The organism is Nocardioides sp. Leaf307 (genome assembly GCF_001423135.1).
In the GTDB taxonomy this organism is placed as follows: domain Bacteria; phylum Actinomycetota; class Actinomycetes; order Propionibacteriales; family Nocardioidaceae; genus Nocardioides; species Nocardioides kribbensis.
This window is the reverse complement of sequence record NZ_LMNY01000001.1, coordinates 911,201-937,155: the sequence shown is the minus strand read 5'-3', so window position 1 is coordinate 937,155 and position 25,955 is coordinate 911,201. Positions and strand designations below refer to the sequence as shown.

Sequence of the window (25,955 nt, the reverse complement as noted above, 5' to 3'; positions counted from 1 at the left end):
TCATGCGTCACACGCGCACCACAGGTCGAGCCGACAGGCCCAACGACCCGCCGGACGATCAGCTGAAGTCGAGCTCCGCCGTCCGCGAGCGCTTCAGCTCGAAGAAGTAGGGGTAGGACGCCATCGCGACGGCGCCGTCCCAGATCTTCCCGGCCTCCTCGCCGCGCGGGATCGACGACAGGACGGGCCCGAAGAAGGCAGCGCCCTCGATCGCGATGGTCGGCGTGCCGACCTCGTCGCCGACCTGGTCCATGCCCAGGTGGTGCGAGGCCTTGACCGCCTCGTCGTAGCCGGCGTCGTCGAAGGCCTCGACCAGCTCGGCCGGCAGCCCGACCTCGGCCAGGGCCTCGGAGACGACCTCCTTGCTGACGCCGCGCCCCTCGTTGTGGATCCGGGTGCCCATCGCGGTGTAGAGGGGCAGCAGCTGCTCGCGCCCGTGCGCCTGCTCCACCGCCGTCACGACGCGGACCGGGCCCCAGGCGTCCTTGAGGGCCTCGCGGTACTCCTCGGGGATGTCCTTGTCCTGGTTGAGGTAGCCCAGGCTCATCACGCGCCAGGTCACCTCGATGTCGCGCACCTGCTCCACCTCCAGGATCCAGCGCGAGGTGATCCAGGCGAAGGGGCACAGCGGGTCGAACCAGAAGTCAGCCTTGGTGGTCATGACGGGCCAAGGCTCCGGGCGGCCGAAACATTCCGCCCCGCTGCGGCCGCGCGCGGCCGCAGCGGGCTCAGCGCGTGATCCGCACGGCGTCGACCACGCGGCGCGCCTCGACCACGGGTGTGCCGGAGTAGAGGACACGGACCCGCTTGCGCCCCGCGCCGAGCCCCGTCAGCACCAGCCTGGCCCGCCCGGCGACCAGCCGCGCCGACTCCTCGTGGGTGCCGATCCTCACCGTCACCCGCCCGCCGGGCTCGGGCACGCCCGGCGCCGCCACCCGCACCGCGACGACCGCGCGGCGCGGGCCGCCGACCGGGTCGACGTCGACCCCGGGTCGGGTGGTGATGCGCGCGGGCGCCGGCAGGGTGAGGGTGCGCGGCTCGTAGCCGGGGCGGGTGACCCGGGCACGGACCGCCAGGGTGGCCCCGGCGTCGGCCGCACGCACGGCGTACGACGCGCCCTTGCCGCCGTCGATCGGGCGGCCGTCGCGCACCCAGGTGTAGGTGACGTCGGCGTCGCGCGGGGTGGTGGCGCCGCGCTCCACGCGCAGCCGCTCGCCGACCCGCGTGGTGCCGGTGACCGCGAAGGTCCCGTCGGTCCCGATCCGGCCGCGCTGCACCGTGGTCGGGTCGGCGGCCACCACCAGCGGGCGGTAGCCCTCGCGCACGGCCCGCACCTTGGCGGTGACCGTGCGGCCGACCAGGCCGGGGCGCAGCTCGAGGCGCCCGGTGGTGGCGTCGGCGAGCGGCTTGCCGTCGGCGTACCACTGCACGGTCGTGGCGTCGGGGCGCGGGGAGAAGGAGCCGCGCACCGCGGCCAGGGTCTCCCCGACCCGCGGCGTGCCCGACAGGTCGGGCGCGGAGGGGTTGGCGAGGATCCCGCGGCGCACCTTCATCGTCGACCCCGACCGCACGACACCGGTCTTGTAGCCGCGCTTCTTCGCGGTCACGCGCACGCTGAGCCGGTGGCCCAGCACCGCCGGGGTCGGGGTGAAGGTGCGCGAGGTGGCCCCGGCGATCGCCTTGCCGTCGCGCAGCCACTGCACGGCCACCGACGCCGCGGGCTTCCACGTGCCGGTCCGGGCGGTGAGCCGCTCCCCCACCCGTGCGGCACCCTCGGTGTCGACCGGGGTGGTGGTCTCCACGGCCTTGTCGGCCAGGTGGATGAAGCCCGAGGGCCACCCGGTGCCCTTGGTCATGCGACGCCAGTGGAAGTCGCCGCCCCAGCTGTCCTCGGAGATCACGATCTCGGTGGCGGAGATGACGCGCTCGACGTAGGCCACGTGGCCCGACGACCCGGCGCCCGGCACGTCGGCCTTCCACCACGCCACGGCGCCGACCATCGGGGTCTGGTCGGTGCGGCCCTCGAGGTGCTCGCCCCAGTACTCCGCGTTGCCGCCGCCGACCCAGGGCCGCGTGGTCGACATCCCCGCCTGCACCATCCGGTAGGCGACGTAGTTGGTGCAGTTGTGGCCGGAGTACATCTGCCACCACATCTTCTTGCCCTCGGTGCGGTAGCCGTGGTGGGAGTAGCCGGCGTCCTTGCACGAGGCGTAGCCGGTGCACAGGTACGTCGAGGCCGCCGCGGCCGGTGGCACCGAGACCGCGGGGAGCACGACCAGGGCCGCCGCGAGCGCGACGAACCCCACGAGGACGGGTCGGAGGTGGTGCAGCAGCCGAGTCACGGGGCGCTATGTAACACCACGTCAAGCACCGACACGCCGGTGAGTCACAAATTTTCACATTCGTCCCACGCGTCCCGGCGGCCTCTCAGGCCCCTCCGGCGTCACCGTGAAGCACCCTGCGGCACGGTGCGATGCACGTCACCCCGCGGGCCGGTGGCAGGATGCGGCGCATGCCTGGAACCAACCTGACCCGGGACGAGGCCGCCACCCGCGCCGCCCTCCTGGACGTCTCGTCGTACTCCGTCGACCTGGACCTCACGACGAGCGAGACCACCTTCGCCTCCACCACCACGATCGAGTTCACCTGCTCCGAGCCCGGTGCCGAGACCTTCGCCGACCTCGTCGACGCGACGGTGCACAGCATCACGCTCAACGGCGAGTCGCTCGACCCCGCGACGGCCTACGCCGACAGCCGCATCGCGCTCAGCGGGCTGGCGGCGACCAACACCCTCGTGGTGGTGGCCGACTGCACCTACTCGCGCACCGGCGAGGGCCTGCACCGCTTCGTCGACCCCGTCGACGACCGGGTCTACCTCTACTCGCAGTTCGAGGTGCCCGACGCCCGCCGGGTGTTCACGACCTTCGAGCAGCCCGACCTGAAGTCGGTCTTCACCTTCGTCGTGCGCGCCCCCGAGCAGTGGAAGGTCGTCTCCAACTCCCCCACGCCCGCCCCCACCGCCCTCGGCGACGGCACGGCGCGCTGGGAGTTCGAGCCCACCAAGCGCATGTCGACCTACATCACCGCGCTCGTGGCCGGTGAGTACCACGAGGTCCAGGACGTCTACCAGGGCAAGCACGGCGACATCCCGCTGGGCCACTACTGCCGCCAGTCGCTGGTCGAGCACCTCGACCGCGAGGAGCTGGTGAAGCTGACCAAGCAGGGCTTCGAGTTCTTCGAGGAGGCCTTCGACTTCCCCTACCCCTTCGGCAAGTACGACCAGCTCTACGTGCCGGAGTACAACATGGGCGCGATGGAGAACGCCGGCTGCGTGACGCTGCGCGACGAGTACCTCCCCCGCAGCCGCCAGCCGCGCTCGTTCTACGAGTTCCGCTGCTCGGTGATCCTGCACGAGATGGCCCACATGTGGTTCGGCGACCTCGTGACCATGAAGTGGTGGGACGACCTCTGGCTCAACGAGTCCTTCGCGGAGTGGGCCTGCTATCACGCCGAGGTCGAGGCCACCGAGTACACCGACTCCTGGACCGGCTTCGCCAACGCGCGCAAGCAGACCGGCTACCGCCAGGACCAGATGCCCTCGACCCACCCGATCGCGGCCGACAACGTCGACCTGCAGGCCGTCGAGGTCAACTTCGACATGATCACCTACGCCAAGGGCGCCTCGGTGCTCAAGCAGCTGGTGGCCTGGGTCGGGCTCGACGACTTCATGGCCGGTCTGCGGCAGTACTTCAAGGACCACGCCTACGGCAACTCCGAGTTCAAGGACCTGCTCGCCTCGCTCGAGAAGGCCTCGGGCCGCGAGCTGGCGGGCTGGGCCAAGGAGTGGCTGCAGACCGCGGGCGTCAACACGCTGACCCCCGAGTTCACGCTCGACGGCGAGAGCGCCTACACCCGCCTGGCCGTGCGCCAGAGCGCCCACCCCGACTGGCCCACCCTGCGCCGCCACCGCCTCGGCATCGGCCTCTACGACGACCGCGACGGTCGCCTGGTGCTGCGCCGCACCGTCGAGGTCGACGTCGAGGGCGAGCTCACCGAGATCCCCGAGCTCGTCGGCGAGACCCAGCCCGACCTGCTGCTGCTCAACGACGGCGACCTCACCTACGCCAAGATCCGCCTCGACGAGCGCTCCCTGGCCACCGTGGTCGACGGGCTCTCCAAGCTCGACGACTCCCTGGCCCGCGCGCTGGTGTGGGGCGCGACCTGGGACATGACCCGCGACGCCGAGATGGCCGCGCGCGACTTCGTGACCCTGGTCCTGGCCAACATCGGCGCCGAGACCGACGCCTGGGGCGTCAGCCGGATCCCCACCTACGCCGCCCAGGCCGTGTCGACCTTCTCCGCCCCCGAGCACCGCGACGAGCTGCGCTCGCGCTGGGAGTCGGGCCTGCGCGAGCTGGTGCTGGCCGCCGAGCCCGGCAGCGACGCCCAGCTCACCTTCGCCCGCTCCTACGCCGCCGCGGCCCGCTCCGAGCAGGCCGTCGGTGACGTCGAGGCCCTGCTCGACGGGGGCCTGGAGATCGACGGTCTCGCCGTCGACCAGGACCTGCGCTGGTCGCTGGTCACCTCGCTGGCCGCCTCCGGCAACGCCGGGGACCGCATCGAGGCCGAGCTCGAGCGGGACCGCACGATCTCGGGCCAGGAGCACGCCGCCGCCGCCCGGGCCGCCCGGCCCACCGCGGAGGCCAAGGCCGAGGCCTGGGAGGTCGCGATGGTCTCCACCGAGACCCCCAACGAGACGCAGCGCTCGGTGGCGATGTCGTTCCAGCGCTCGGGCCAGGACGACGTGCTCGCGCCCTACGTCGAGCGCTACCTCGCCGCCGCCGACGACGTGTGGGACCGCCTGGGCAACAAGCGCGCGTCGACCGCGCTCGAGGCGATGTTCCCCCGCCAGCTGGCCAGCCAGGAGCTGCTCGACCGGGCCGACGCCTGGCTCGAGCGCACCCCGGCTCCCCCGGCCGCCAAGCGCTACGTCGCGGAGGGCCGCGCCGACGTCGCCCGCGCCCTCGCCGCCCAGGAGCGCGACGCCCGGGGCTGACCCCCGGCGCCAGCGTGCAGAAGGCCCCCACCGCGTCGCGGTGGGGGCCTTCTGCGTGCTCAGGCGGTGCTCGAGCGGTGCTCTGGCTGCGATCAGGCGCCGGCGTGCAGCGTGTTCTGCGGGCGGGCGTAGTCGGCGAGCATCCGGATGCCGGCGCGCAGGCCGCCCACGAGGTCGCCGGTGGCGAAGTCGGCCTGCATGTGCAGCGCGACCAGCTCGACCTGCTTGTCCGACAGCGTGCGGCGCACGTAGCCGCCGGTGACGATCTCCAGCACGCGCAGCGTCGGGTCGACCATGATCAGCACACTGCGCGAGGGAGCGACCAGGGAGTTGTGCAGCCGCGTGGCGAAGGCCCGCGACTCGCCCTCGACGTTGCCGACGAAGACCGAGAACTCGACCCGGCTCAGCTCCTCGGCACGACGCACGGCCTCGTCGAGCGCGGCGCGCTCGGCGTGGGAGAACGGGTCACCAGCGGGCACGTGCGCCACCGGCCTGCGACTCGTCGGTGTCGGGCGCGGCCAGCTCGGCGGTGGTCTTGCGGGGACCGCCGATCCACTGGTTCTGCACCGGCGGGGCCCCCGGGGCGATCCGCTCGCCCCGCACCAGCGGCGGCACGTAGATCATCGCCACGAGGGCGATCAGCATGAGGAGCGGGATGCCGCCGAGCACGAGGATCGCGTGCAGCGGGTCGACCGCGTCGGGGTCGGACCAGCCGACCGGCACGTCGGCGGAGGCCGGGCCGGCCAGGGCCACGCCCCCGAGCACACCGACGAGGGCGGTCGTGCCGACCACGGCGGACCGACGGAGCAGGGCGGCGAGGTGATGCGTCACACCACGAGGATATCGGCTCGCCGACGCCCACCCGGACGCGGACCGGGTCGACTGGGTCACATCCGCCGGCGGCGCGGGCCGCAGGCACGGCGTACGGGTGGGTGGGGTGGTGACGAGCCCCCTCCGCCGGGTCGAGGACTCCCGGTGACGTGTGTTTACTGGGCGCCATGTTCGCTCTTGCCACGCCCCCCTGCGAAGAAGGCCAACAGGTCTGCGACTTCGTGCTCGACCAGACCGATAACGACACCCTGGCCCGGATCTCCGACCTCGTCATCGGCAAGCCCTCGGCCCTGGTCGGCCTCTTCGTCCTCGGCCTGGTGATCCGCTGGCTGGCCCACCGCGCGGTCGACCGGATCGTGCTGCGTGCCGCCGACGGCGTGCTGCCCGACCGGGTCGGGCGCCTCTCGCGCATCCACGGCCGGGGCGGCAAGGCGGGTGGCGCGCCCACCCGCACCGACGTCGCCGCGAGCACGCGCCGGGTGCAGCGGGCCAAGACCATGGGCAGCCTGCTCAAGTCGATCATCACCGGGCTGGTGCTCGCCGTCGTCGGCACCATGATGCTGAGCGAGATCGGCGTCAACATCGCCCCCATCATCGCCAGCGCCGGGATCCTCGGCGTCGCCATCGGCTTCGGCGCCCAGTCGCTGGTCAAGGACTTCCTGTCCGGCATCTTCATGATCTTCGAGGACCAGTACGGCGTGGGCGACGAGGTCGACCTCGGCGAGGCCGTGGGCGTGGTCGAGGCGGTCAGCCTGCGGGTCACGCGACTGCGCGACATCAACGGCACCGTCTGGTACGTCCGCAACGGCGAGATCCTGCGCGTGGGCAACATGAGCCAGAACTGGGCGCGCACGGTGCTCGACATCCAGGTCGGCTACCAGGAGGACCTGGTCAAGGTCCGCCGCGTGCTCGAGGACGTGGCCCACGACGTGTGGGAGGACGAGGACTTCACGGGGCGCGTGATCGAGGAGCCGTCGGTCTGGGGCGTCCAGGACCTCGGGATCGACGGGATCTCGGTGCGGGTCGCGCTCAAGACGGCCCCCGGCGAGCAGTGGGCCATCGCCCGCGAGATGCGCCAGCGGATCAAGGCGCGCTTCGACCACGAGGGCATCGAGATCCCCTTCCCCCAGCGCGTGGTGTGGCACCGCGAGGAGCAGAGGGCGACCGCGGCGGGCCAGCAGGCCCCCGAGTGAGCCGCCCGCCGGCCCGAGGCGCGAGGATGGTCCCGTGACGTTCTACGACGAGATCGGCGGCCTCGAGACGATGCGGCGCATCGTGGCGACGTTCTACGAGGGCGTCGCCGAGGACGAGGTGCTGCGCCCGCTCTACCCCGAGGAGGACCTCGGGCCGGCGGAGGAGCGCTTCCTGCTCTTCCTCGTGCAGTACTGGGGCGGCCCGACCACCTACTCCGACACCCGAGGTCACCCGCGCCTGCGCATGCGCCACGCGCCCTTCGCCGTGACCCCCGAGGCCCGCGACCACTGGCTGACCCACTTCCGCGCCGGGCTCGACGCGGTCGACCTCACCCCGGAGCAGGACGCGCAGTTCTGGGAGTACGTCACCCACGCCGCCCAGTTCATGGTCAACACCTTGGAGTGAAGTCCCCCGCGGGAGCGCACGACGATCTAGGTTCGGGGACCGCACCGTGTAACGCCGCCCCGCCGCCGTGACAGGTAGGGGGTGCCGGCACAGCACCCAGCCCGAGCCGAGGAGGCGAGATGGACCGACGCGACCTGCGGGTCCCGGCGCCCGACCTCGAGCCCGAGGACTGGTTCGTGGAGCAGCTGGCCCTCCTCGCCCGGGAGAGCGGGGCGACGGGCACGAGCGACCTGCCGCGCAGCGGCTGGCGGGTCGCGGTCGTGACCGCCCTGGCGGCCGCGGTGCTCACCGCGACCGCCTGGCTCGCCGGCGCGCTCCCGGGTGGCTCACCCCTCGGCGAGCCGGAGCCCGGCCCGTCCCCGTCGCCGAGCGCCCCGGGCACGCCCGGCACCACACCGTCCCCGTCGCCGACCACCGGCGGGGCGACGCGCCCAGGTGGTCCCCCTGGACCTGGGAGCGGGAGCAGCCCGGCGCCGCCGTCGCAGTCTCAGGACGACGGCGCCGGGTCGCCGCGGCCGTCGGGGTCGACGTCGCCGGGCGGGTCCCCCGGCACGTCACCGCCCGGCTCGTCGGTGCCAACGCCCAGCGACCTCCCCACGCCCTCCGACATCGCTCCCGGAGCCGGGAGCCGCCCGCCGGGCGGGAAGACGACCGGGAAGCCGTCGGTCGGCGCCTCCGCCAGCGCCTCCGCCAGCGCCTCTGCCAGCGCCTCTGCCAGCGCCTCGGTCGGCGCCTCCGTCCGAGGCCCCCTGCGGACTTCCGTCGGCGACGCGGGGCCGCTCGGGTGACGACCCCCACCGACGACCTCGTCCGGCGTGCCCGCACGGGCGACGCCGAGGCCTGGCGTGCCCTCTACCGCGCCCACGCCGGGCGTCTCGTGGTGTGGCTCGGCACCCGCCCCACCGGCGACGCCGCCGTCAGCGCCGACGACGTCGCGGCGGAGGCCTGGCTGGTGGCCGCGCGCCGGATCGCGGAGTTCGACGGTGACGACGAGGAGTTCGCGGGATGGCTCTTCGGCATCGCACGCCGGGTCGGGCTGAACCTGCACCGGCGCAGCGCCCGCCGCGGCACCACCCCCACCGAGGCCCCGCCCGAGACGAGCCACCACGAGGGTCCCGAGGAGTCGCGCGTGGCGATCGACTGGGCGCGGCAGGTGCTCCAGCGGCTGCCGCCGCGCGAGCGCGACGTCGTGGCCTGCACCGAGGTCGTCGGGCTCGACGTCGCCACCACGGCCCAGGCCCTCGGCATCAGCGCCGTCGCGGTGCGGGTGGCCCGCCACCGCGGGCTGCGCCGGCTGCGCGACCAGCCCGACCTCGCGGGCGTCCGCCCGCGCCCCTGACCCACCCGTCGCCCCGGGCGCGACCCCGGCCGGGGCTGTGTCGGTGAGGCCGTGAGGCCGTGAGGGAAACGTGACGGGGGCCGGCCACGGGCGAAACACCCGGGCGGCGGCACGGGTGGTCGACTGCAGGTCCACCGACCGCCGGACCGAGGGGCACCCATGGCCGACCTGTTCTCGCCGTACGCACTGAAGGGCGTGACGCTGCGCAACCGCATCGTGATGTCACCGATGACGATGTACAACTCCGTCGACGGCCGCATGGACGACTACCACACGATGTACCTCGGCGCCCGGGCCGCCGGGGGCTTCGGGCTGGTCTTCCCCGAGCAGGTCGCCATCACCCCCGACGGCCGCACCACGACGTCGTGCGCGGGCCTGTGGAGCGACGAGCAGGTCGAGGGGCACGCACGGGTCACCGCGATGATCCGCCGGATGGGGGCGGTGCCCGGGATCCAGCTGGGCCACACCGGACGCAAGGGCAGCGAGCTGCCGCCCCACAAGGGCGTCAACGAGCAGGGCTCGTGGAAGGCGCTGCCGCCCGACCACCCCGACGGCTGGACCTGCGTGGCCCCCGACGCGATCCCCTACGGCGGCGACCACTCCTACCCCGTCCACCCGCTCACCGTCGCCGAGATCGCCGACCTGCACCGCAGCTACGCCGACGCCGCGCGGCGCGCCCTCGACGCCGGCTACCAGTGGCTGGAGATGCACTTCGCCCACGGCTACCTGGCCGCGAGCTTCTTCTCCCCGCTGGCCAACCAGCGCACCGACGAGTACGGCGGCAGCGTGCGCAACCGGGCGCGCTTCCTGCTCGAGGCCCTCGACGCCGTCCGCGAGGTCTGGCCCGAGGAGTACCCGCTCACCATGCGTCTGGGGGTCGACGACCTGCACCCCGACGGCATCCGGCTCGAGGACTCCATCGAGGCGATCGGCTGGATGAAGGAGCACGGGCTCGACCTGGCCGACGTGAGCATCGGCTTCAACACCGACGACATGGTCGAGCCCCCGCTCGGCGACAGGGGCTTCATGCTCGAGCGGGCCGCCCGCATCAAGCGCGAGGTGGACATCCCCGTCGCCACGAGCTGGAACCTCGGCGTGCCGCAGAACGCCGCGGCCGCGATCGCCAGCGGGGCCATCGACCTGGCCTTCCTGGGCCGGCCCGCCCTGTCGAACCCGCACTGGCCGGTCTGGGCCGCGCGGGAGCTGGGCCACGAGGACCCCTTCGGCCTGGTGCCGGCGGACTGGGCGTGGTGGCTGCGCAACTTCCGCGGCCACGACGCGAGCATCGGCCTCCCCGCCCCCTCGGCACCGGCGCCCGACCTCCGGGTGGCCGGCTGAGGGCCCGGGCGGACTCAGCCGGTCGGGCGCGCGGTCCAGGAGCCGTCGAGGGCGGCGAGCAACGGCGCTCGCACCTCCTCGCTCGGCTGCACGGAGCGACCCGTGGCGGTGTCGAAGAAGACCAGCACGACGCGGGCCCGGGCCAGCACGGTGTCGCCGTCGCGGATCTCGCTCTCCACCACCGACGAGCTGCGTCCCACGTGGGAGAACCAGCTCCACACGTCGTAGGGCTCGGGGCGGAAGAGGATCGGCACGCGGTAGTCGACGTCGATCTGCGCGACGACCAGGCTGGCGCGCGAGTCCTCCCCCGGCGCGGCGCCCCACAACCGGGCCAGCATGGCGATGCGCGACTCCTGGAGGTACTCGAAGTACTTCACGTTGTTGACGTGGCCGTAGACGTCGACGTCGCTGAAGCGCACCTGGAGCGGGAAGTGCCCCAGGTCCTCCTCGCGCGCCGGGGTGCGGGCCGGCCGCTCGACGGCGTCGCCCTCCTCCCGGAAGCCGGCCAGCACCTCGCGCTCGGCGGCGGTGAGACGACGGGGTCGCTCCTCGGAGAAGACGAACGGCGTCAGCACGGTCGTGGCGCGCACGTAGACGCGGCGCCCCTCGGGCGTCTCGTCGAAGACCTCGTAGGCCATCGTGAAGGTGGCCGCGCGGACCTCGGTGACCCAGCACTCGATGCGCACGGGGGTGAAGCGGAAGGTGAGCGGCTCGACGTAGGTGACCCGGTGGCGCACCACCACGAGTCCCTCCACGAGGCCCGCGGTCGCGTCGGCGCCGTCCTCCCGCGCGGGGCGGTGGGTCCGGAGCATGTCGACCCGGGCCTCCTGGAGGTAGTCGACGTAGACCACGTTGTTGACGTGGCCCAGCAGGTCCAGGTCGGCCCAGCGCAGCTGGCACTCGTAGAGGTGACGCACGGGGCGACTCTGCCAGACGCGGCGCTCAGTGGCTGAGCACGAGCCCGCCGTAGTACTCGCGCAGGCCCAGGTGGCGGGCGACCCGCACGTGGCGGTGGCGCAGGACGGTGTGGCCGAGGACGCCCACGGCGAGCAGGCCGCCGAGGACGCCGACGGCGACCACGGCCCACAGGACGGCGACGGCGGCGGGGCTGAGCAGTTCCATGAGGACTCCTTCTACAGGTGTAGAACTTCTACTGATGTAGAAGGTACGCCGCAGCCCCGCGGCCCGCAACGGCGCCGGGTAGTGTCGCCGCTCACCCGCCACACCCACCCGCCGCACCCACCCGCCGCAGGAGCCGCCATGCCCGACCCGACCCCGCGGCGTCGGCAGCTGGCGGAGGCCGCGACCGCCGTGGTCGCCCGCGAGGGCCTGCGCGGCCTGACCCACCGGGCGGTGGACCGGGAGGCCGGGATCGCTGAGGGCAGCTGCTCGGCCTACCTGCGCACCAGCAGGGCCCTGCGGGACGCCCTCACCGAGCACGTCGCCGGCAGCATGGCCGCCGACGTCGAGGACCTCGCGGCGCAGGTGGCCGCGCTGCCCCCGCGCGCCGAGGGCGCACCACCCGGACCGGCGCTCGACCTGGCGATGGCCCTGATGCAGCGCTGGGTCGACCGGCGCGACCTCGTGGTCGTCAGCCTCGAGCTGTCCACCGCCGCCACCCGCGACCCCGCGATCGCCGAGCAGCTCGCGCCCTGGCGCGCCCGCCTCGTCGACGTGGTCGACGCCATCCTGGCCGCGGCGGGCCGGCCCCACAGCACCGAGCGGGCCGACGCGCTGGTCGCGGCCTACGACGGGATCCTCGCCGCCGCCCTCCTGCGCCCCGACGACGAGCGCCGCGCCTGGCTGGCCCGCACCCTCACGCTGGTCACCGACGCGCTCACCTGCGCCTGAGCGCTGGACGAGGGGTCTAGGGTGGATCCGGCAGCATTACCCGCCAGTAACCCACACCAGACCGGAGTCCCGCATGCCCGAGGCCGTCATCGTTTCCGTCGCCCGCAGCCCCATCGGGCGCGCCAACAAGGGCTCGCTCAAGGACTTCCGTCCTGACGACCTCAGCGCCCTGATCGTCAAGACCGCGCTGGACAAGATCGAGGGGCTCGACCCCAACACCGTCGACGACCTCTACCTCGGCTGCGGCCTGCCCGGCGGCGAGTCGGGCAACAACATGGGCCGCGTCGTCAACGTGCTCAACGGCATGGACGCCGTGCCCGGCGCCACCGTCACCCGCTACTGCGCCTCCTCGGTGCAGACCACCCGGATGGCCTTCCACGCCATCAAGGCCGGCGAGGGAGACATCTTCGTCTCCGCCGGCGTGGAGACCGTCTCCCGCTTCGCCAAGGGCACCTCCGACCACATCCCCCACACCGTCAACCCGCGCTTCGACGACGCGCAGTCGCGCACCGCGAAGACCGCCGAGGGCGGCGTGGACTGGCACGACCCGCGCGAGGACGGCCTGCTCCCCGACGCCTACATCGCGATGGGCCAGACCGCCGAGAACGTCGCCCGCCTGCGCGGCCTGTCGCGCCAGGAGCTCGACGAGTTCGGCGTGCGCTCGCAGAACCTCGCCGAGAAGGCGATCGACAACGGCTTCTGGGCCCGCGAGATCACTCCCGTCACGACCCCCGACGGCACCGTGGTCAGCACCGACGACGGCCCCCGCGCCGGCGTCACCTACGACGCGATCAAGGACCTCAAGCCGGTCTTCCGCCCCGACGGCGTGGTCACCGCCGGCAACTGCTGCGCGCTCAACGACGGCGCCGCCGCGGTCGTCATCATGTCCGACACCAAGGCCGCCGAGCTCGGCCTCACCCCGCTCGCGCGCATCGTCTCCACCGGCGTGAGCGGCCTGTCGCCCGAGATCATGGGCCTCGGCCCCGTCGAGGCCACCCGCAACGCCCTGAAGTACGCCGGCATGAGCATCGGCGACATCGACCTGGTCGAGATCAACGAGGCCTTCGCCGCCCAGGTCGTGCCGTCCTACCAGGACCTGGGCATCGACATCGACCGCCTCAACGTCAACGGCGGCGCCATCGCCGTCGGCCACCCCTTCGGCATGACCGGGGCCCGGCTGCAGAACACGATGATCAACAGCCTCGACTGGCACGACAAGACCACCGGCCTCATCACGATGTGCGTCGGCGGCGGCCAGGGCATGGCCCTCATCCTCGAGCGCGTCTGACCCGCCCCGGTCCGCGGCACCCGGCCGGCTCGTGCGTCACGAGTCGGTCTCGGGTGCCGCGGCCGCGGTGCGGCTCTCCTAGACTCCGTCGAATGACGACCGAGCACCGCACCGCGCCCGACAGCGATCCCGTGACGGCCGAGCCGCGCTGGCTCGACCAGTCGCAGCAGCGCTCGTGGCGCGCCCTCCTCGTCGGCCACACGCTGCTCATGGCGCGGCTCGACGACGACCTGCGACGCGGCTTCGACCTGTCGCTGACCGAGTACGAGATCCTGGTGCGGCTCTCCGAGCGCGACGGACGCCTGCGCATGGCCCAGCTCGCCGACGCCATGGCCCACAGCCGCAGCCGGGTCACCCACACCGTCGCCCGGATGGAGCGCGCCGGGCTCGTCGAGCGGGTGTCCTCGCCCGAGGACGGCCGCGGCATCCTCGCCTCGCTCACCGAGCGGGGCCTCGACGTCCTGCGCCAGGCGGCCCCGATGCACGTCGCGGGCGTGCGCGAGCACCTGGTCGACCTCGCCGACGCCGACGACCTCGCCGCCGTCGGGCGGGTCATGAACGTCGTCGCCGACCACCTGGTCGCCGGGCACCCGGAGATGGACATCCGCTGAGCCCGGCGACCCGGTGGGTCGCTCGTCGGTGGCGCGTCAGTCGCGCGTGAGGCGGCGGTGGGTGACCCGGTGGGGCCGGGCCGCCTCGGCTCCGAGACGCTCGATCTTGTTCTCCTCGTAGGCCGCGAAGTTGCCCTCGAACCAGAACCACTTCGCGCTGTCCTCGTCGTCGCCCTCCCAGGCGAGGATGTGGGTGGCGATGCGGTCGAGGAACCACCGGTCGTGCGAGGTGACCACGGCGCAGCCGGGGAAGTCGAGCAGGGCGTCCTCGAGCGAGGACAGGGTCTCCACGTCGAGGTCGTTGGTGGGCTCGTCGAGCAGCAGCAGGTTGCCGCCCATCTTCAGCGTCAGCGCGAGGTTGAGCCGGTTGCGCTCCCCGCCGGAGAGCACGCCGGCCTTCTTCTGCTGGTCGGGGCCCTTGAAGCCGAACGACGCGACGTAGGCGCGCGAGTTCATCTCGAAGTTGGCGACCTTGACGAAGTCCAGGCCGTCGGACACGACCTCCCAGACGTTCTTGTTCGGGTCGATGCCGCCGCGGCTCTGGTCGACGTAGGACAGCTTGACCGTGGTGCCGACCTTGAGGGCGCCCTCGTCGGGCTCCTCGCCGCCGGTGATCATGCGGAACAGCGTCGTCTTGCCCACGCCGTTGGGGCCGATGACGCCGACGATGCCCGCGCGCGGCAGCGAGAAGGAGAGGTCGTGCATGAGGGTGCGCCCCTCGAAGCCCTTGGTGAGGTGGTCGGCCTCCAGGACGATGTCACCCAGCCGCGGGCCGGCGGGGATGTTGATCTCGGAGGTGTCGATCTTGCGCATCCGGTCGGCCTCGGCCGCCATCTCCTCGTAGCGTGCGAGACGGGAGCGGCTCTTGGTCTGGCGGGCCTTGGCGTTGGAGCGGACCCACTCCAGCTCCTTCTCCAGCATCTTGGCGCGCTTGGCGTCCTTCTGCCCCTCGATCTTGAGACGTTCCTTCTTGGTCTCGAGGTACTTGGAGTAGTTGCCCTCGTAGCCGTGGGCCTGGCCGCGGTCGAGCTCGAGGATCCACTCGGCGACGTTGTCGAGGAAGTACCGGTCGTGGGTGATGGCCAGGACGGCGCCGGGGTAGTCCTTGAGGTGTCCCTCCAGCCACTGCACCGACTCGGCGTCGAGGTGGTTGGTGGGCTCGTCGAGCAGCAGCAGCGAGGGCTGCTGGAGCAGCAGCTTGCACAGCGCCACCCGGCGGCGCTCGCCGCCGGAGAGGTTGTCGACGATGGCGTCCGGCGGCGGGCACCGCAGGGCGTCCATGGCCTGCTCGAGCCGGCTGTCGAGGTCCCACACGTTGGCCGCGTCGAGCTCGGTCTGCAGGTCGCCCGCCTCGGTGGCGACCTTGTCCTGGTCGGCGTCGGGGTCGCCCATCATCATGTAGAGCTCGTCGAGCCGGGCCATCTTGGCCTTGGTCTCGGCCACCGCCTCCTCGACGTTCTCCAGCACCGTCTTGCCCTCGCTCAGCGGCGGCTCCTGCTGGAGCATGCCGACCGTGGCCTGCGGGTCGAGGATCGCGTCGCCGTTGTTGGGCTGGTCGAGACCGGCCATGATCTTGAGCAGCGACGACTTGCCCGTGCCGTTGGGCCCCACGACGCCGATCTTGGCGCCGTGGAGGAAGGAGAGGGTGACGTTCTCGAGGACGACCTTGTCGCCGTGGGCCTTGCGCACGTTGCGCAGGGTGAAGACATATTCCGCCATGGTCCCCGAGCCTACGGGGTTGCCCGGGCGTCCGGGCACCCCGGGCCCCGCCGGCGGCTCAGGCCGCCACGCCGTCGCCGGCCGCGGCCTCCTCGGCCCCGGCGGCGCTCGAGGCCGGACGGGGCGTGCGCGCGAAGCTGCTCGTGCCACGGGTCAGGTCGTGGCCGACGAGCACGGCGTCGACCTCCATCGAGGTGACCTCGACGCCCGCGGAGTTGACCCACGACGACGTGGTGAGACGCCCGTGCACCACGACCGGGTCGCCGCGGCGCACCGAGGTCGCGACGTTGTCGGCCAGGCCCCGCCAGGCGTTGACCGAGTACCACACCGTCGGCCCGTCGCCCCACTCCCCCGACCGGCGGTTGAAGCGGCGCGGGGTCACGGCGAGCCGGAAGCCGGCCACCGGCGCCTCACCGGCGTGGCGCAGGGTCACCTCGCCCCCGACCCAGCCCTGCAGGGTCAGCATGGTCTCGTTCAGCACGGGAGTCTCCTCGTCCCTCGGTGGCCGCCGCCTCGGGGCGGCCCGTGGGGACAAGCGAACGCCGCGGCGCCGACCTCCGCAGCGCCTCGGGCCGGGCCTGGGGACGGACGGACCCTCACGCGCCCGTGTGGACGACTCGTGGTCAGCGCTGGGCCGCGTCGAGCCCGTGGCGCAGCCGGGTGTAGGCCGCGAGCTCGGCCTCGACCGGGCGCACCACCAGCTCGGTGGAGACCCCCGAGACCGCCTCGCGCAGCCGCCGGTCGGCGGCCTCCGCGCGACTGCGGGCCGTGCCGGCGACCAGGCCGCGGCAGCCCAGGGCGAGCAGCACGCCCAGGGCCACGCCACCGATGAGGAGCACGAGGGGCAGCGCGATGCCGGCGACGGCCACGGTGTCGGGCAGCGAGCCCGACAGCCCGGCGGCCACGCTCCACACGAGTCCGACGCCCGCGGCGAGGAGCAGGAGCCACTGGAGCGCCCGCACCGCCCCGGCCCATGCGGGCATCCGGGCGGCGTCGAGGTCGACGGAGCCGACCGCGGCGTCGAGACGGTCGCCGATCTCCGGCAGCCGGGCCACCGAGGCGCGCCGGATCGACTCCGTCCAGGGCTGCGGGAGCCCGGTCGACACGTCGTCGACCAGGGCGCGCACCTCGTTGTCGACCCGGGCCCGCTGCACGGCGTTCGCCTCGGGCACGGCCCGGCGGCTGCCGCGCAGCGCCGCGGCGTCGGCACCCAGCTCGAGCCCGAGCCGGGCGAGGGGGTCCTTGCGGAAGCGGTGGGTCCAGGAGACGACCGGCCAGCCCGCCGCGGCCGCGGCGCGCAGGCGGGTCGAGCGCTCGACGGCGTCGACCACGGTGGTGACGCCGGCGGCCTCGGCGAGGGCCGACTCCATCGACTCCACGCGCGCCGCGGGCAGGGCGCGCGTGCGACCGCTCCCGCCGGCGGCCTCCAGCCGGGCCGCCGCGGCGCGCACGTCGGCCTCGAGCCGGGTGCGGGTGGCGGCCTTCTCGGAGACCCGCCGACCGATCTCGGCCTTCAGCTCCTCGACCCCCAGGCCCTCGCGGGCACTGATGCCGATCACGGGCACGCCGGGCAGGCCGTCGGCGTCGAGGAGGCGCCGCACGTCGTCGAGCATCGACTGGCGGCGCTCGACCGGCACGCTGTCGATGTGGTTGAGCACGACGACCATGACGCCCTCGTGGGTCGCGAGGGGGGCGAGGTAGCGGTCGTGGATGGCGGCGTCGGCGTACTTCTGCGGGTCGAGGACCCACACCAGCATGTCGGCCAGCTTGACCAGGCGGTCGACCTCGAGGTGGTGCGCGACCTCGGTGGAGTCGTGGTCGGGCAGGTCGAGCAGCACCACGCCGTCGAGGGCGTTGGACTCGCGCCGCGTGTCGAGCATGGAGTCGCGCGTCGTCTGGTGGCGCGGCGGGATGCCGAGCCACGACAGCAGCTCCTCGGCCCCGTCGCTGCCCCACACGCAGGCGGTGGCCCAGGAGGTGGTGGGCCGGCGGACCCCGACGGCGGAGAGCTCCAGCCCGGTCAGGGCGTTGAAGGTGGAGGACTTGCCCGACCCGGTGGCTCCGGCGATGCCGACCACGGTGTGGGTGGCCGAGAGGCGCAGCCGGCCCGCGGCGCGCTCGACGACCTCCTCGGTCTCCCGCACCAGGGCGTCGTCGAGCCTGCCGCGCGCGGCCTCGGCCGCCTCGGCGAGACCCTCGATCCGAGCCCCGATGTCGGTGCCCCGGGTGGCCAGCTTCTTGGCCCCCTCCAGCAAGGACGTCATCTTCTCCCACTCACCCGCACGGTCTCGTCGAACTCCGCCACCACCCTAGGGGGTCGCACCCGCCCGCGTGCGGAGTAGGTCAGGACCGGGGCTGCGCCGAGGAGTAGCGCACGTCGTCGACCCGGCGGGCGGCGACCCGCAGGCCCTCGCCGGCGCCCGGCACGAGCTCGAGCCCGTCGAGCACCGCGACCCAGCGCGCCCGCTCGCCCTCGAGCAGCGTGCGCACGCGCTCCTCGAGACGGCGGCGCGCCCGCTCGGCGAGGCCACGCACGGCCTGCTCCCCGAAGACGGCCTCGAGGAGCTTCTGCCCGAGCACCGCCGAGCCCGAGGCGATGCCGGCCTCGGCCCCCGTCACGCCGCCGGTGCTGGAGAAGACCACGACCATGAGGGCCACCGACAGCCCGTTGACACCGAAGGCCAGGAAGCGTGCCGTCGAGCGCTTGTCGGCGCCCTCGGCCCGCACCATCGCGAGCACCTCGTCCTGCCACTCGCGCACCGACACCTCCGCGCGACGCCGCAGGTCGCGCGAGGCACGGCCCAGGTCGACGTCGGGCCGGTCGAGCAGGCCCTGACCGGCGTTGAGCTGCTTCCAGGCGGTCTCGGCGCGCTCGGCGGCGGCCTCGGCGTGCTCGAGCACGAGCATCTCCAGGCCGGACTCCACCGCCACCGTGACCCGCTCGGCCTGCTGGGGCTTGCCCTTGACGGCGTTGACGACGCGGTCGCGGATCCACCCGACGCGGTTCTCCAGCGAGCGCAGCAGCTCCCCGGTGCCGACGAACTCCTGCCAGCGCGCGAGGATCTCGCCGCGCAGGAGGGTGCCGTCGGCGGTGGCGGTGGTGGCCGCGAGCACCGCGGCGTCGTAGGCGCGGTCGACGTCCTCGCGCAGGGTGCGGGCGGCGGCGAGCTGCTCGGCGGCGGCGTCGGCCACCGGGTGCACGCGGTGCGTGAGCGCCCGGATCGCCCCGTCGAGGGTCTGCTTGACCACCGCGGCCCGGGCCTCGGAGTCGTGGGCCAGCGAGTCGAGCCAGCCGCGGATGTCGGCCACGTGCGCCGGCGGGAGCAGGCCGGCCTCGTCGACCGGGCCCTCGTGCACGATGAACATCGGCGAGTCCTTCAGACCCCGCGAGGCCAGCATCCGGGCCAGGTGGGCCGCGACCGTCTGCACCGCCTCGGGCGGGGTGCGGTCGAGCACGATCGCCACCGCGGTGGCGCGGTCGGCCGCGCCGCGCAGCGAGTCCCACGGCACCTGGTCGGCGTAGCGGGCCGCGGAGGTCACGAAGAGCCACATGTCGGCCGCGGCGAGCAGCTGGGCGGCCAGGGTCCGGTTGCGCTCCTCGACCGAGTCGACGTCGGGCGCGTCGAGGATCGCCAGGCCCGAGGGGATGAGCTCGGAGGGCACCAGCTGCAGCGCGTCGGGGTCGTCGGTGCTGTGGGCGACCCGGGCGAGGTCGGGCAGGAGGCGGTCCTGGCCGAACCACTCGGCGTCGTCGGGGTGGTGCACCAGCACCGGCGAGCGCGTGGTCGGGCGCAGCAGCCCCGGCTGGGTGACGCGGGTGCCGACCAGCGAGTTGACCAGCGTCGACTTGCCGGCGCCGGTCGAGCCGCCGACGACGGTCAGCATCGGCGCGTCGATCGTCATCACCCGCGGGATGACGTAGTCCTCCAGCTGGTCGACCATCTCGCGTCGGGCCGCCCGCTGCGCCTCCACGCCGGGCACCTCCAGGGGCAGCTCGGCGGCCTGGAGGGCACCCCGCAGGCGCACGAGCGCGGTGAGCATCTGGGCGTCGTCGGATCCGCCGCGGCGGGGGCCGCCGGGCGTCGCGCCGGCGTCGGTCGGGGCTGTCATCGGGTCGGAACCACCTGTCCTGGAAAGGCGATGAACGGCCTGACGGCGCCGATGCGGGCGACGTAGTGCTGTCCTCGTGCTGCGAAGTCTGGCGGTGGGGTGCCGCGCAGGAAGCGGTGATGGAGGAAACCGAGCTCGATCGCCGCCTGCTGGTAGTCGCGCATGGCCCGCTCGGCCTGCGCTCCCCCGCGCCGGCGGGCGAAGGCACGGGCCTCGCGCCGGGCCCGCAGGTCGACGACCCACCCGATGTCGGTGGCCGGCACCAGCCCGCGGCTCGCGGCGTCGCCGAGGGCGGCGGCGAGCATGCGCGACTCCCGGCTGCGCGCCCACACGGCGAGGACCAGCAGGCCGACGAGCGCCGGGAGCATGAGCACGACGTAGACCACAACGAACCCGCCGAAGCCGTAGAGCGTCGAGCCGTTCCACAGCCCGTGCGCCACGACCGCCAGCGAGAAGCCGACCACCGGGGCGACCACACGCACGGCGCCGCTGCGCGAGCCGACCGCGAGCCCGACCCCGATGCCGGTGAAGGCGGTGAAGAGCGGGTGGGCGAAGGGGCCGAAGAGGCAGCGCAGCACGAAGGTCGTCGTCAGCGCCTCGGTGCCGCCGGGGCCGGTGCCGTCGGTGCCGTTGTAGGCCGCCGCGAGGTAGAGGATGTTCTCGACGAAGGCGAAGCCGACGCCGACCATGCCGGCGTAGACGATCCCGTCGAGGACGCCGTCGAGCTCCGCGCGGCGCCACCACAGCAGCAGCACGAGGAAGGCGCCCTTGGTCGCCTCCTCGGTCAGCGGAGCCACCACCGCCAGGCTGGCGGCGTCGGTGAACCCGACGACCAGCCCGCCGACGCCCTGCACCAGCAGCGCCGCCGCGGTGGCGACGAAGCCGCCCCACAACAGGCCCAGGAGCAGCAGGGCCCGCGGCTCGGGCTCGTAGCGGTCGAGCCAGAGGTAGCAGGCCACCAGGGGCACCACGGGCAGGGCCGCCAGCGCGGTGGCCAGCACGAGCGACGAGGGCGCGCCCGACAGGGCGATCACCAGCAGCACGGGGAGCGCGGCGAGCACCACCAGCACGGTGACGAGCACCGTGAAGGCGACACTGTCGCGACGGGCTCCGGGCATGGCCCGCAGCCTATCGGGCAGCCGCTCCGCCCTCCCTCGGCGCGTAGGGTGAGCCCATGAGCGAGGAGACCACCAGCCCCGAGCAGACCGCGAGCGCGACGCCCGCCACGGAGTCGCACGACCCGGCCGTGCCCGAGGCCTACGCCGCCTTCATGCGCACCGGCTGGGGCGACCGCGAGCTCGACCTGCCGCTGCACCCCGTGGCCGCCCTGGCCGCCCAGCGCCGCACGCGGCTGGCCGAGGCCTTCCCGGGCGAGCGGCTGGTGCTCCCGGCCGGCGGCTTCAAGGTGCGCTCCAACGACACCGACTACCGCTTCCGGCCCGACACCGCCCACACCTACTTCTCGGGCAACCAGACCAGCGACGCGGTCCTGGTGGTCCACGACGACGAGCACGTGCTCTACGCCCGCCCCCGCTCCTCGCGCGACACCGACGAGTTCTTCCGCGACCGGCAGTACGGCGAGCTGTGGGCCGGTCGTCGTCCCTCGCTGCACGAGATGTCGTCGTCGCTGGGCCTCGAGGTGCGCCACATCGACCGTCTCCAGGGCGACCTGACCCAGGGCACCACCAAGACCCGGGTGCACCGCGGGGTCTCCCCCGCCGTCGACCGGATGCTGGCCGCCGAGGCCGCACTCGAGGACGACCTGGCCCGGGTGGCCTCCGAGCTGCGGCTGGTCAAGGACGACTGGGAGGTCGCCCAGCTGCAGGAGGCGTGCGACATCACCACGCTCGGGTTCGAGGACTCGGTGCGCGAGTGGCCCCGGGTGAGGGAGTACGGCGAGCGCTGGATCGAGGGCACCTTCTTCCGCCGTGCCCGCGCCATGGGCAACGACATCGGCTACGACTCCATCGTCGGCGGCGGCCGCCACGCCACGACGCTGCACTGGATCGAGAACTCCGGGCCGATCACCCCCGGCGAGCTGGTGCTCCTCGACATGGGTGTGGAGGGGGGCAACCTCTACACCGCCGACGTCACCCGCACCCTGCCCGTCGACGGCCGCTTCACCACCGTGCAGCGCGAGCTCTACGACCTCGTCTTCACCGCCCAGCAGGCCGGCATCGACGCGCTGCGCCCGGGAGCGCGCTTCCTGGTGGCCCACGAGGCCGCGATGGACGTGCTGGCCCACGGCCTGGAGGACATGGGCCTGCTGCCGGTGAGCGCCGAGGAGGCGCTCGACCTGCAGAGCAAGGTCTACTCGCGCTGGACCCTCCACGGCACCAGCCACATGCTCGGCATGGACGTCCACGACTGCGGCCGCTCCTCGATCGACGTCTACCCCCGCGGCGACCTGGCCGAGGGCATGGTGCTGACCGTGGAGCCCGGCCTGTACTTCCAGGAGGACGACCTCCTCGTGCCCGAGGAGCTGCGCGGCATCGGCATCCGCATCGAGGACGACATCCTCATCACCGCCGACGGCTCGCGCAACCTCTCCGCCGCGCTGCCGCGCTCCTCGGGCGACGTCGAGGACTGGATGGGCGGCCTCATCGGCTGAGCCGCCGCGGCCCGTTAGGCTGGGCCCACCATGGATGACACACCACGAAGTCCGAACCCTCCTGACGACCATGTCCCGAGCCCTGGGGATGTCAGGAGGTGGAGCGCGTGAACGAGTGGTTCATGCTGGGCATCGGCCTGGTCCTGACCGTGGGGACCGGGCTTTTCGTCGCCTCGGAGTTCGCCCTGGTCAACCTCGACCGGCACGACCTCGAGAAGCGCCAGGCCGGCGGTGAGCAGCGCCTGGGCACCACCATCAAGGCCCTGCGGATCACCTCGACCCACCTGTCGAGCGCGCAGCTGGGCATCACGCTGACGACGCTGCTGACCGGCTACACCTTCGAGCCGGCTGTCAGCTCGCTGCTCGAGGAGCCCCTCGGCGGCCTCGGGGTGCCCGACGCCGCCGTCGTCGGCGTCGGGGCGGTCATCGGCATCCTGCTCGCCACCCTCTTCTCGATGGTGATCGGCGAGCTCGTGCCCAAGAACTTCGCCCTCGCGGTGCCCCTGGCCACCGCCAAGGCCGTCGTGCCCTTCCAGACGGCGTTCACCACCGTGTTCAAGCCGGTGGTCATGCTGCTCAACAACACCGCCAACGGCCTGATCCGCTCCATGGGCGTGGAGCCGCAGGAGGAGCTGAGCGGTGCGCGCAGCGCCGACGAGCTGACCTACCTGATCCGTCACTCCGCCTCGGCCGGTCTGCTCGAGGAGGATGACGCGACGCTGCTCGACCGCAGCCTGCGCTTCACCGAGCGCGACGCCTCCGACGTCATGACCCCGCGCATCCGGATGTCGTCGGTCGAGGCCGGGGCGAGCGCCGCGGAGGTGATCGCGGTGGCCGCGGCCACCGGTCACTCACGGCTGCCGGTCATCGAGGAGGGCCCCGACGACATCGTCGGCTTCCTGCACGTCAAGGCGGCCTTCGCCGTCGACCTCGAGGCCCGCGGCTCCACCACGGCCGCCGACCTGATGATCGAGCCGCTGCGCGTGCCCGAGACCCTGGGCGCCACGGCACTGCTCGACCAGCTGCGCGGCGGCGGGCTCCAGATCGCCGTCGTCACCGACGAGTACGGCGGCACCGCCGGCATCGTCACCATGGAGGACCTCGTCGAGGAGCTCATCGGCGAGCTCGAGGACGAGCACGACCGCTACCACTCCGCCCTGACGCGGCGCGGCCGCTCGATCACCTTCGACGCCACCTGGCGTCCCGACGAGCTGCTCAGCCGCGCCGGCGTGGCCGTGCCCGAGGGCGAGGACTGGGACACCGTCGCGGGCTTCCTGTCCGCCGAGCTGGGCCGCATCCCCGAGGCCGGCGACGAGGTCGTCGTCGACGGCGGCCTGCTGCGCGTCGAGCGCGCGGAGGAGAACAGGGTGACCCGGGTGCGCTACGTGCCCGACGACCCGGTCCCCGCCGACGCCGCAGCCGGCACCGCAGCCGCCCGCGAGGGCGCCGACCCGATCGCCCAGGAGCACGCATGAGCGAGTACCTCCCCGGCCTGGTCTGGCTGGTCGTCCTGCTGGCGGGCAACGCGTTCTTCGTGGGCGCGGAGTTCGCCGTGATCTCCGCGCGCCGCTCGCAGATCGAGCCGCGCGCCGCGGCCGGCAGCCGTGCCGCCAAGACCACCCTGTGGGCGATGGAGCACGCCACCCTCATGCTGGCCACCAGCCAGCTGGGCATCACCGTGTGCTCGCTGCTCATCCTCAACGTCTCCGAGCCGGCGATCCACCACCTGCTGGAGTACCCCCTCGGCCTCACACCGCTCACCGCCGACGTCATCAGCGTCGTGGCCTTCGTCATCGCGCTGCTGCTGGTGACCTACCTCCACGTCGTGCTCGGTGAGATGGTGCCCAAGAACCTCGCCTTCTCCGTGCCCGACCGCGCCGCGCTGATCCTCGCCCCGGCGCTGGTCTTCGTCTCCCGCGTGGTGCGGCCGCTGATCTGGACGCTCAACGCCATCGCCAACGGCGTGCTGCGCCTCTTCCGGGTGGAGCCCAAGGACGAGGCCACCAGCACCTTCACCCTCGAGGAGGTCGCCGGCATCGTCGAGCAGTCGCGCCGCGAGGGCACCCTCGACGACGCCCCCGGCCCGCTCACCGGCGCCTTCGAGTTCACCGACAAGCTGGCCGCCGACATCGAGGTGCCGTTGGCCGACCTCGTGCTCCTGCCGCCGTCGGCGACCCCGCTCGACGTGCAGCGCGCCGTCGTCCAGCACGGCTTCAGCCGCTACGTCGTCACCGACGAGTCGGGCGAGCCCGTGGGCTACGTGCACATGAAGGACGTCATGGAGCTGCCGCTGGACGACTTCGAGGTGCCGGTGCCGGCCAAGCGCCTGCGCCGTCTCGTGGCCATCCCCCGCGAGGTGGAGCTCGAGGACGCCCTGTCGCGCATGCGCCAGCACGGCTCGCACGTCGCCAAGTCGGTGGACGCCGACGGCCGCACCCACGGCCTGCTCTTCCTCGAGGACGCCATCGAGGTGCTCGTGGGCGAGATCAACGACATGACCGCGGCCTGAGGCGGGCCGCCCCGTGACCTCGCCGGACGGTCCCTCGATGCGGGCCGCCGTGATCACCCACCACGGCGGCCTCGACGCGATCGAGCTGCGCGAGGTCGACCTGCCGCGACCCGGCCCCGACGACGTGCTGGTCCGGGTCGTGGCGGCCGGGTGCAACAACACCGACCTCTGGACCCGCGAGGGCTCCTACGCCGCCTCGGCCGAGGACCCCGACGCCCGCGGCGGCTGGCTGGGCCCGCTCGACTTCCCGCGCGTGCAGGGCGCCGACGTGACCGGCACGGTCGTCGCGGTCGGCAGCGGCACCGCCCCCGACCTCGTGGGCGCACGGGTGCTGCTCGACCCCGCCCTGTACGCCGACCCGGGCCCCGACGCCGCCGTGGTCGATGTGCTGGGCAGCGAGCGCGACGGGGGCTTCGCCGAGCACGTCGTGGTGCCCGCCGCGTGCGCGCACCGGGTGGACGACTCGCCCCTGTCCGACGTGGAGCTCGCCGCGCTGCCGATCGCCTACGGCACGGCCCTGGGCATGCTCGAGCGGGGCGGGGTCGGCGAGGGTCACACCGTGCTGGTCACCGGCGCCTCCGGCGGGGTCGGGCTCGCGGCGGTGCAGCTGGCCCGCGCCCGCGGCGCGCGCGTCGTCGCGGTGTGCAGCGGCAGCAAGGCCCGGGCCGTCCGCGCCGCCGGAGCCGACGTGGTCGTCGACCGGGGGCGCGGGGAGGTGCTCGCCGACGCCGCGGCCGCCGCCCCCGAGGGCTACGACGCCGCGGTCGACGTGGTCGCCGGGCCCTTCCTCGCCGAGGGCCTCGACCTGCTGCGCCGCGGCGGCCGGTGGGTCGTGGCGGGCTCCCTCGACGGCTGGGCCGTCGGGCTCGACGTACGCCGGCTCTACCTGGCCGACCTGTCCCTGGTGGGCTCGACGATGCACACGCGGCGGGTCTTCGCGGCCCTGGTCGACATCGCCCGGCGCGGCCTGGTGCGACCCGTGGTCGCCGAGACCTTCGCCCTCGAGGACCTGGCCCTCGCGCAGGCCCGGCTGGCCGAGCGCGGCCACGTCGGCAAGATCGTCGTCGTGCCCTGACCCGGTCGCGACCGGGCG

Annotated in this window: 23 protein-coding genes; 12 read left to right on the top strand and 11 right to left on the bottom strand. The window is 73.5% G+C overall.

From position 1 onward, the window contains the following. Positions 1–58 precede the first annotated feature (58 nt). Positions 59–661 carry a DsbA family protein gene (locus tag ASF50_RS04395; RefSeq protein WP_056903604.1) on the bottom strand — a complete coding sequence of 201 codons (603 nt, stop codon included), beginning with the start codon at positions 659–661 and terminating at the stop codon, positions 59–61. Between the two features lie 67 nt (positions 662–728). Further along, positions 729–2,342, bottom strand: coding sequence for a CHAP domain-containing protein (locus tag ASF50_RS04390; RefSeq protein WP_056903603.1), 1,614 nt, complete (start codon positions 2,340–2,342; stop codon positions 729–731). A gap of 170 nt (positions 2,343–2,512) precedes the next feature. On the opposite strand from ASF50_RS04390, the gene pepN reads away from it, so the two are divergent. Further along, positions 2,513–5,056 (top strand): aminopeptidase N, encoded by a 2,544-nt coding sequence (pepN, locus tag ASF50_RS04385; protein ID WP_056903602.1) that lies wholly within the window; start codon positions 2,513–2,515, stop codon positions 5,054–5,056. Between the two features lie 92 nt (positions 5,057–5,148). Here pepN and ASF50_RS04380 read toward each other — a convergent pair whose 3' ends face one another. Together ASF50_RS04380 and ASF50_RS04375 are read right to left on the bottom strand one after the other, a co-directional pair. Beyond that, entirely contained in the window at positions 5,149–5,535 is a 387-nt protein-coding gene (locus ASF50_RS04380) for a DUF5130 family protein (protein WP_056864551.1), read from the bottom strand. Continuing rightward, complete coding sequence (locus ASF50_RS04375; protein ID WP_056863732.1) at positions 5,522–5,887, bottom strand: hypothetical protein; 366 nt, start codon at positions 5,885–5,887, stop codon at positions 5,522–5,524. The genes ASF50_RS04380 and ASF50_RS04375 overlap by 14 nt, the downstream gene beginning before the upstream one ends. A gap of 167 nt (positions 5,888–6,054) precedes the next feature. Here ASF50_RS04375 and ASF50_RS04370 point away from each other — a divergent pair, with 167 nt between their 5' ends. The 4 genes from ASF50_RS04370 to ASF50_RS04350 all read left to right on the top strand — a co-directional run bounded on the left by ASF50_RS04370 (position 6,055) and on the right by ASF50_RS04350 (position 10,163). After that, entirely contained in the window at positions 6,055–7,080 is a 1,026-nt protein-coding gene (locus ASF50_RS04370; RefSeq protein ID WP_082502747.1) for a mechanosensitive ion channel family protein, read from the top strand. A 34-nt stretch (positions 7,081–7,114) separates the two neighbouring features. After that, on the top strand, positions 7,115–7,486 hold the full coding sequence (locus tag ASF50_RS04365; RefSeq protein WP_156697838.1) for a globin: 372 nt from the start codon (positions 7,115–7,117) through the stop codon (positions 7,484–7,486). 784 nt (positions 7,487–8,270) lie between these two features. Further along, positions 8,271–8,825 carry an RNA polymerase sigma factor gene (locus ASF50_RS04355; protein WP_056903599.1) on the top strand — a complete coding sequence of 185 codons (555 nt, stop codon included), beginning with the start codon at positions 8,271–8,273 and terminating at the stop codon, positions 8,823–8,825. 159 nt (positions 8,826–8,984) lie between these two features. Continuing rightward, the gene (locus tag ASF50_RS04350; protein ID WP_056903598.1) at positions 8,985–10,163 is read left to right on the top strand and encodes an NADH:flavin oxidoreductase; all 1,179 of its coding nucleotides are present in this window, start codon (positions 8,985–8,987) and stop codon (positions 10,161–10,163) included. A gap of 14 nt (positions 10,164–10,177) precedes the next feature. Here the strand turns inward: ASF50_RS04350 and ASF50_RS04345 are convergent, their stop codons facing one another. Both ASF50_RS04345 and ASF50_RS04340 read right to left on the bottom strand, forming a co-directional pair. Then, positions 10,178–11,080, bottom strand: coding sequence for an acyl-CoA thioesterase (locus ASF50_RS04345; protein WP_056903597.1), 903 nt, complete (start codon positions 11,078–11,080; stop codon positions 10,178–10,180). Positions 11,081–11,105: 25 nt separating this feature from the next. Further along, on the bottom strand, positions 11,106–11,285 hold the full coding sequence (locus ASF50_RS04340) for a hypothetical protein (protein ID WP_056863726.1): 180 nt from the start codon (positions 11,283–11,285) through the stop codon (positions 11,106–11,108). Between the two features lie 138 nt (positions 11,286–11,423). Here ASF50_RS04340 and ASF50_RS04335 point away from each other — a divergent pair, with 138 nt between their 5' ends. From ASF50_RS04335 to ASF50_RS04325, 3 genes are all read left to right on the top strand, one after another. Then, complete coding sequence (locus ASF50_RS04335; protein WP_056903596.1) at positions 11,424–12,014, top strand: TetR/AcrR family transcriptional regulator; 591 nt, start codon at positions 11,424–11,426, stop codon at positions 12,012–12,014. Positions 12,015–12,087: 73 nt separating this feature from the next. Then, positions 12,088–13,302 (top strand): acetyl-CoA C-acetyltransferase, encoded by a 1,215-nt coding sequence (locus ASF50_RS04330; protein WP_056903595.1) that lies wholly within the window; start codon positions 12,088–12,090, stop codon positions 13,300–13,302. 92 nt (positions 13,303–13,394) lie between these two features. Continuing rightward, positions 13,395–13,913, top strand: a complete 519-nt coding sequence (locus ASF50_RS04325; RefSeq protein WP_200919018.1) for a MarR family winged helix-turn-helix transcriptional regulator — start codon at positions 13,395–13,397, stop codon at positions 13,911–13,913. Between the two features lie 36 nt (positions 13,914–13,949). On the opposite strand, the gene ettA is transcribed toward ASF50_RS04325, so the two are convergent. The 5 genes from ettA to ASF50_RS04300 form a co-directional block, all read right to left on the bottom strand. After that, positions 13,950–15,632 carry an energy-dependent translational throttle protein EttA gene (gene ettA, locus ASF50_RS04320; protein WP_056863723.1) on the bottom strand — a complete coding sequence of 561 codons (1,683 nt, stop codon included), beginning with the start codon at positions 15,630–15,632 and terminating at the stop codon, positions 13,950–13,952. A gap of 58 nt (positions 15,633–15,690) precedes the next feature. Continuing rightward, positions 15,691–16,113: a single-stranded DNA-binding protein gene (locus ASF50_RS04315; RefSeq protein ID WP_235557551.1), complete on the bottom strand. Its 423-nt coding sequence runs from the start codon at positions 16,111–16,113 to the stop codon at positions 15,691–15,693. A gap of 142 nt (positions 16,114–16,255) precedes the next feature. After that, on the bottom strand, positions 16,256–17,896 hold the full coding sequence (locus ASF50_RS04310; protein ID WP_056903594.1) for a GTPase: 1,641 nt from the start codon (positions 17,894–17,896) through the stop codon (positions 16,256–16,258). Between the two features lie 79 nt (positions 17,897–17,975). Further along, the gene (locus ASF50_RS04305) at positions 17,976–19,742 is read right to left on the bottom strand and encodes a dynamin family protein (protein WP_228942283.1); all 1,767 of its coding nucleotides are present in this window, start codon (positions 19,740–19,742) and stop codon (positions 17,976–17,978) included. Further along, the gene (locus ASF50_RS04300) at positions 19,739–20,860 is read right to left on the bottom strand and encodes a PrsW family intramembrane metalloprotease (RefSeq protein WP_056903593.1); all 1,122 of its coding nucleotides are present in this window, start codon (positions 20,858–20,860) and stop codon (positions 19,739–19,741) included. The genes ASF50_RS04305 and ASF50_RS04300 overlap by 4 nt, the downstream gene beginning before the upstream one ends. Before the next feature lie 56 nt (positions 20,861–20,916). Here ASF50_RS04300 and ASF50_RS04295 point away from each other — a divergent pair, with 56 nt between their 5' ends. The 4 genes from ASF50_RS04295 to ASF50_RS04280 all read left to right on the top strand — a co-directional run bounded on the left by ASF50_RS04295 (position 20,917) and on the right by ASF50_RS04280 (position 25,937). Then, positions 20,917–22,353 carry an aminopeptidase P family protein gene (locus tag ASF50_RS04295; RefSeq protein ID WP_056903592.1) on the top strand — a complete coding sequence of 479 codons (1,437 nt, stop codon included), beginning with the start codon at positions 20,917–20,919 and terminating at the stop codon, positions 22,351–22,353. A gap of 107 nt (positions 22,354–22,460) precedes the next feature. Then, positions 22,461–23,828: a hemolysin family protein gene (locus ASF50_RS04290; RefSeq protein ID WP_082500316.1), complete on the top strand. Its 1,368-nt coding sequence runs from the start codon at positions 22,461–22,463 to the stop codon at positions 23,826–23,828. Next, complete coding sequence (locus tag ASF50_RS04285; protein WP_056863719.1) at positions 23,825–24,862, top strand: hemolysin family protein; 1,038 nt, start codon at positions 23,825–23,827, stop codon at positions 24,860–24,862. The genes ASF50_RS04290 and ASF50_RS04285 overlap by 4 nt, the downstream gene beginning before the upstream one ends. Positions 24,863–24,875: 13 nt before the next feature. After that, complete coding sequence (locus ASF50_RS04280) at positions 24,876–25,937, top strand: zinc-binding dehydrogenase (protein ID WP_235557550.1); 1,062 nt, start codon at positions 24,876–24,878, stop codon at positions 25,935–25,937. Positions 25,938–25,955 lie beyond the last annotated feature (18 nt).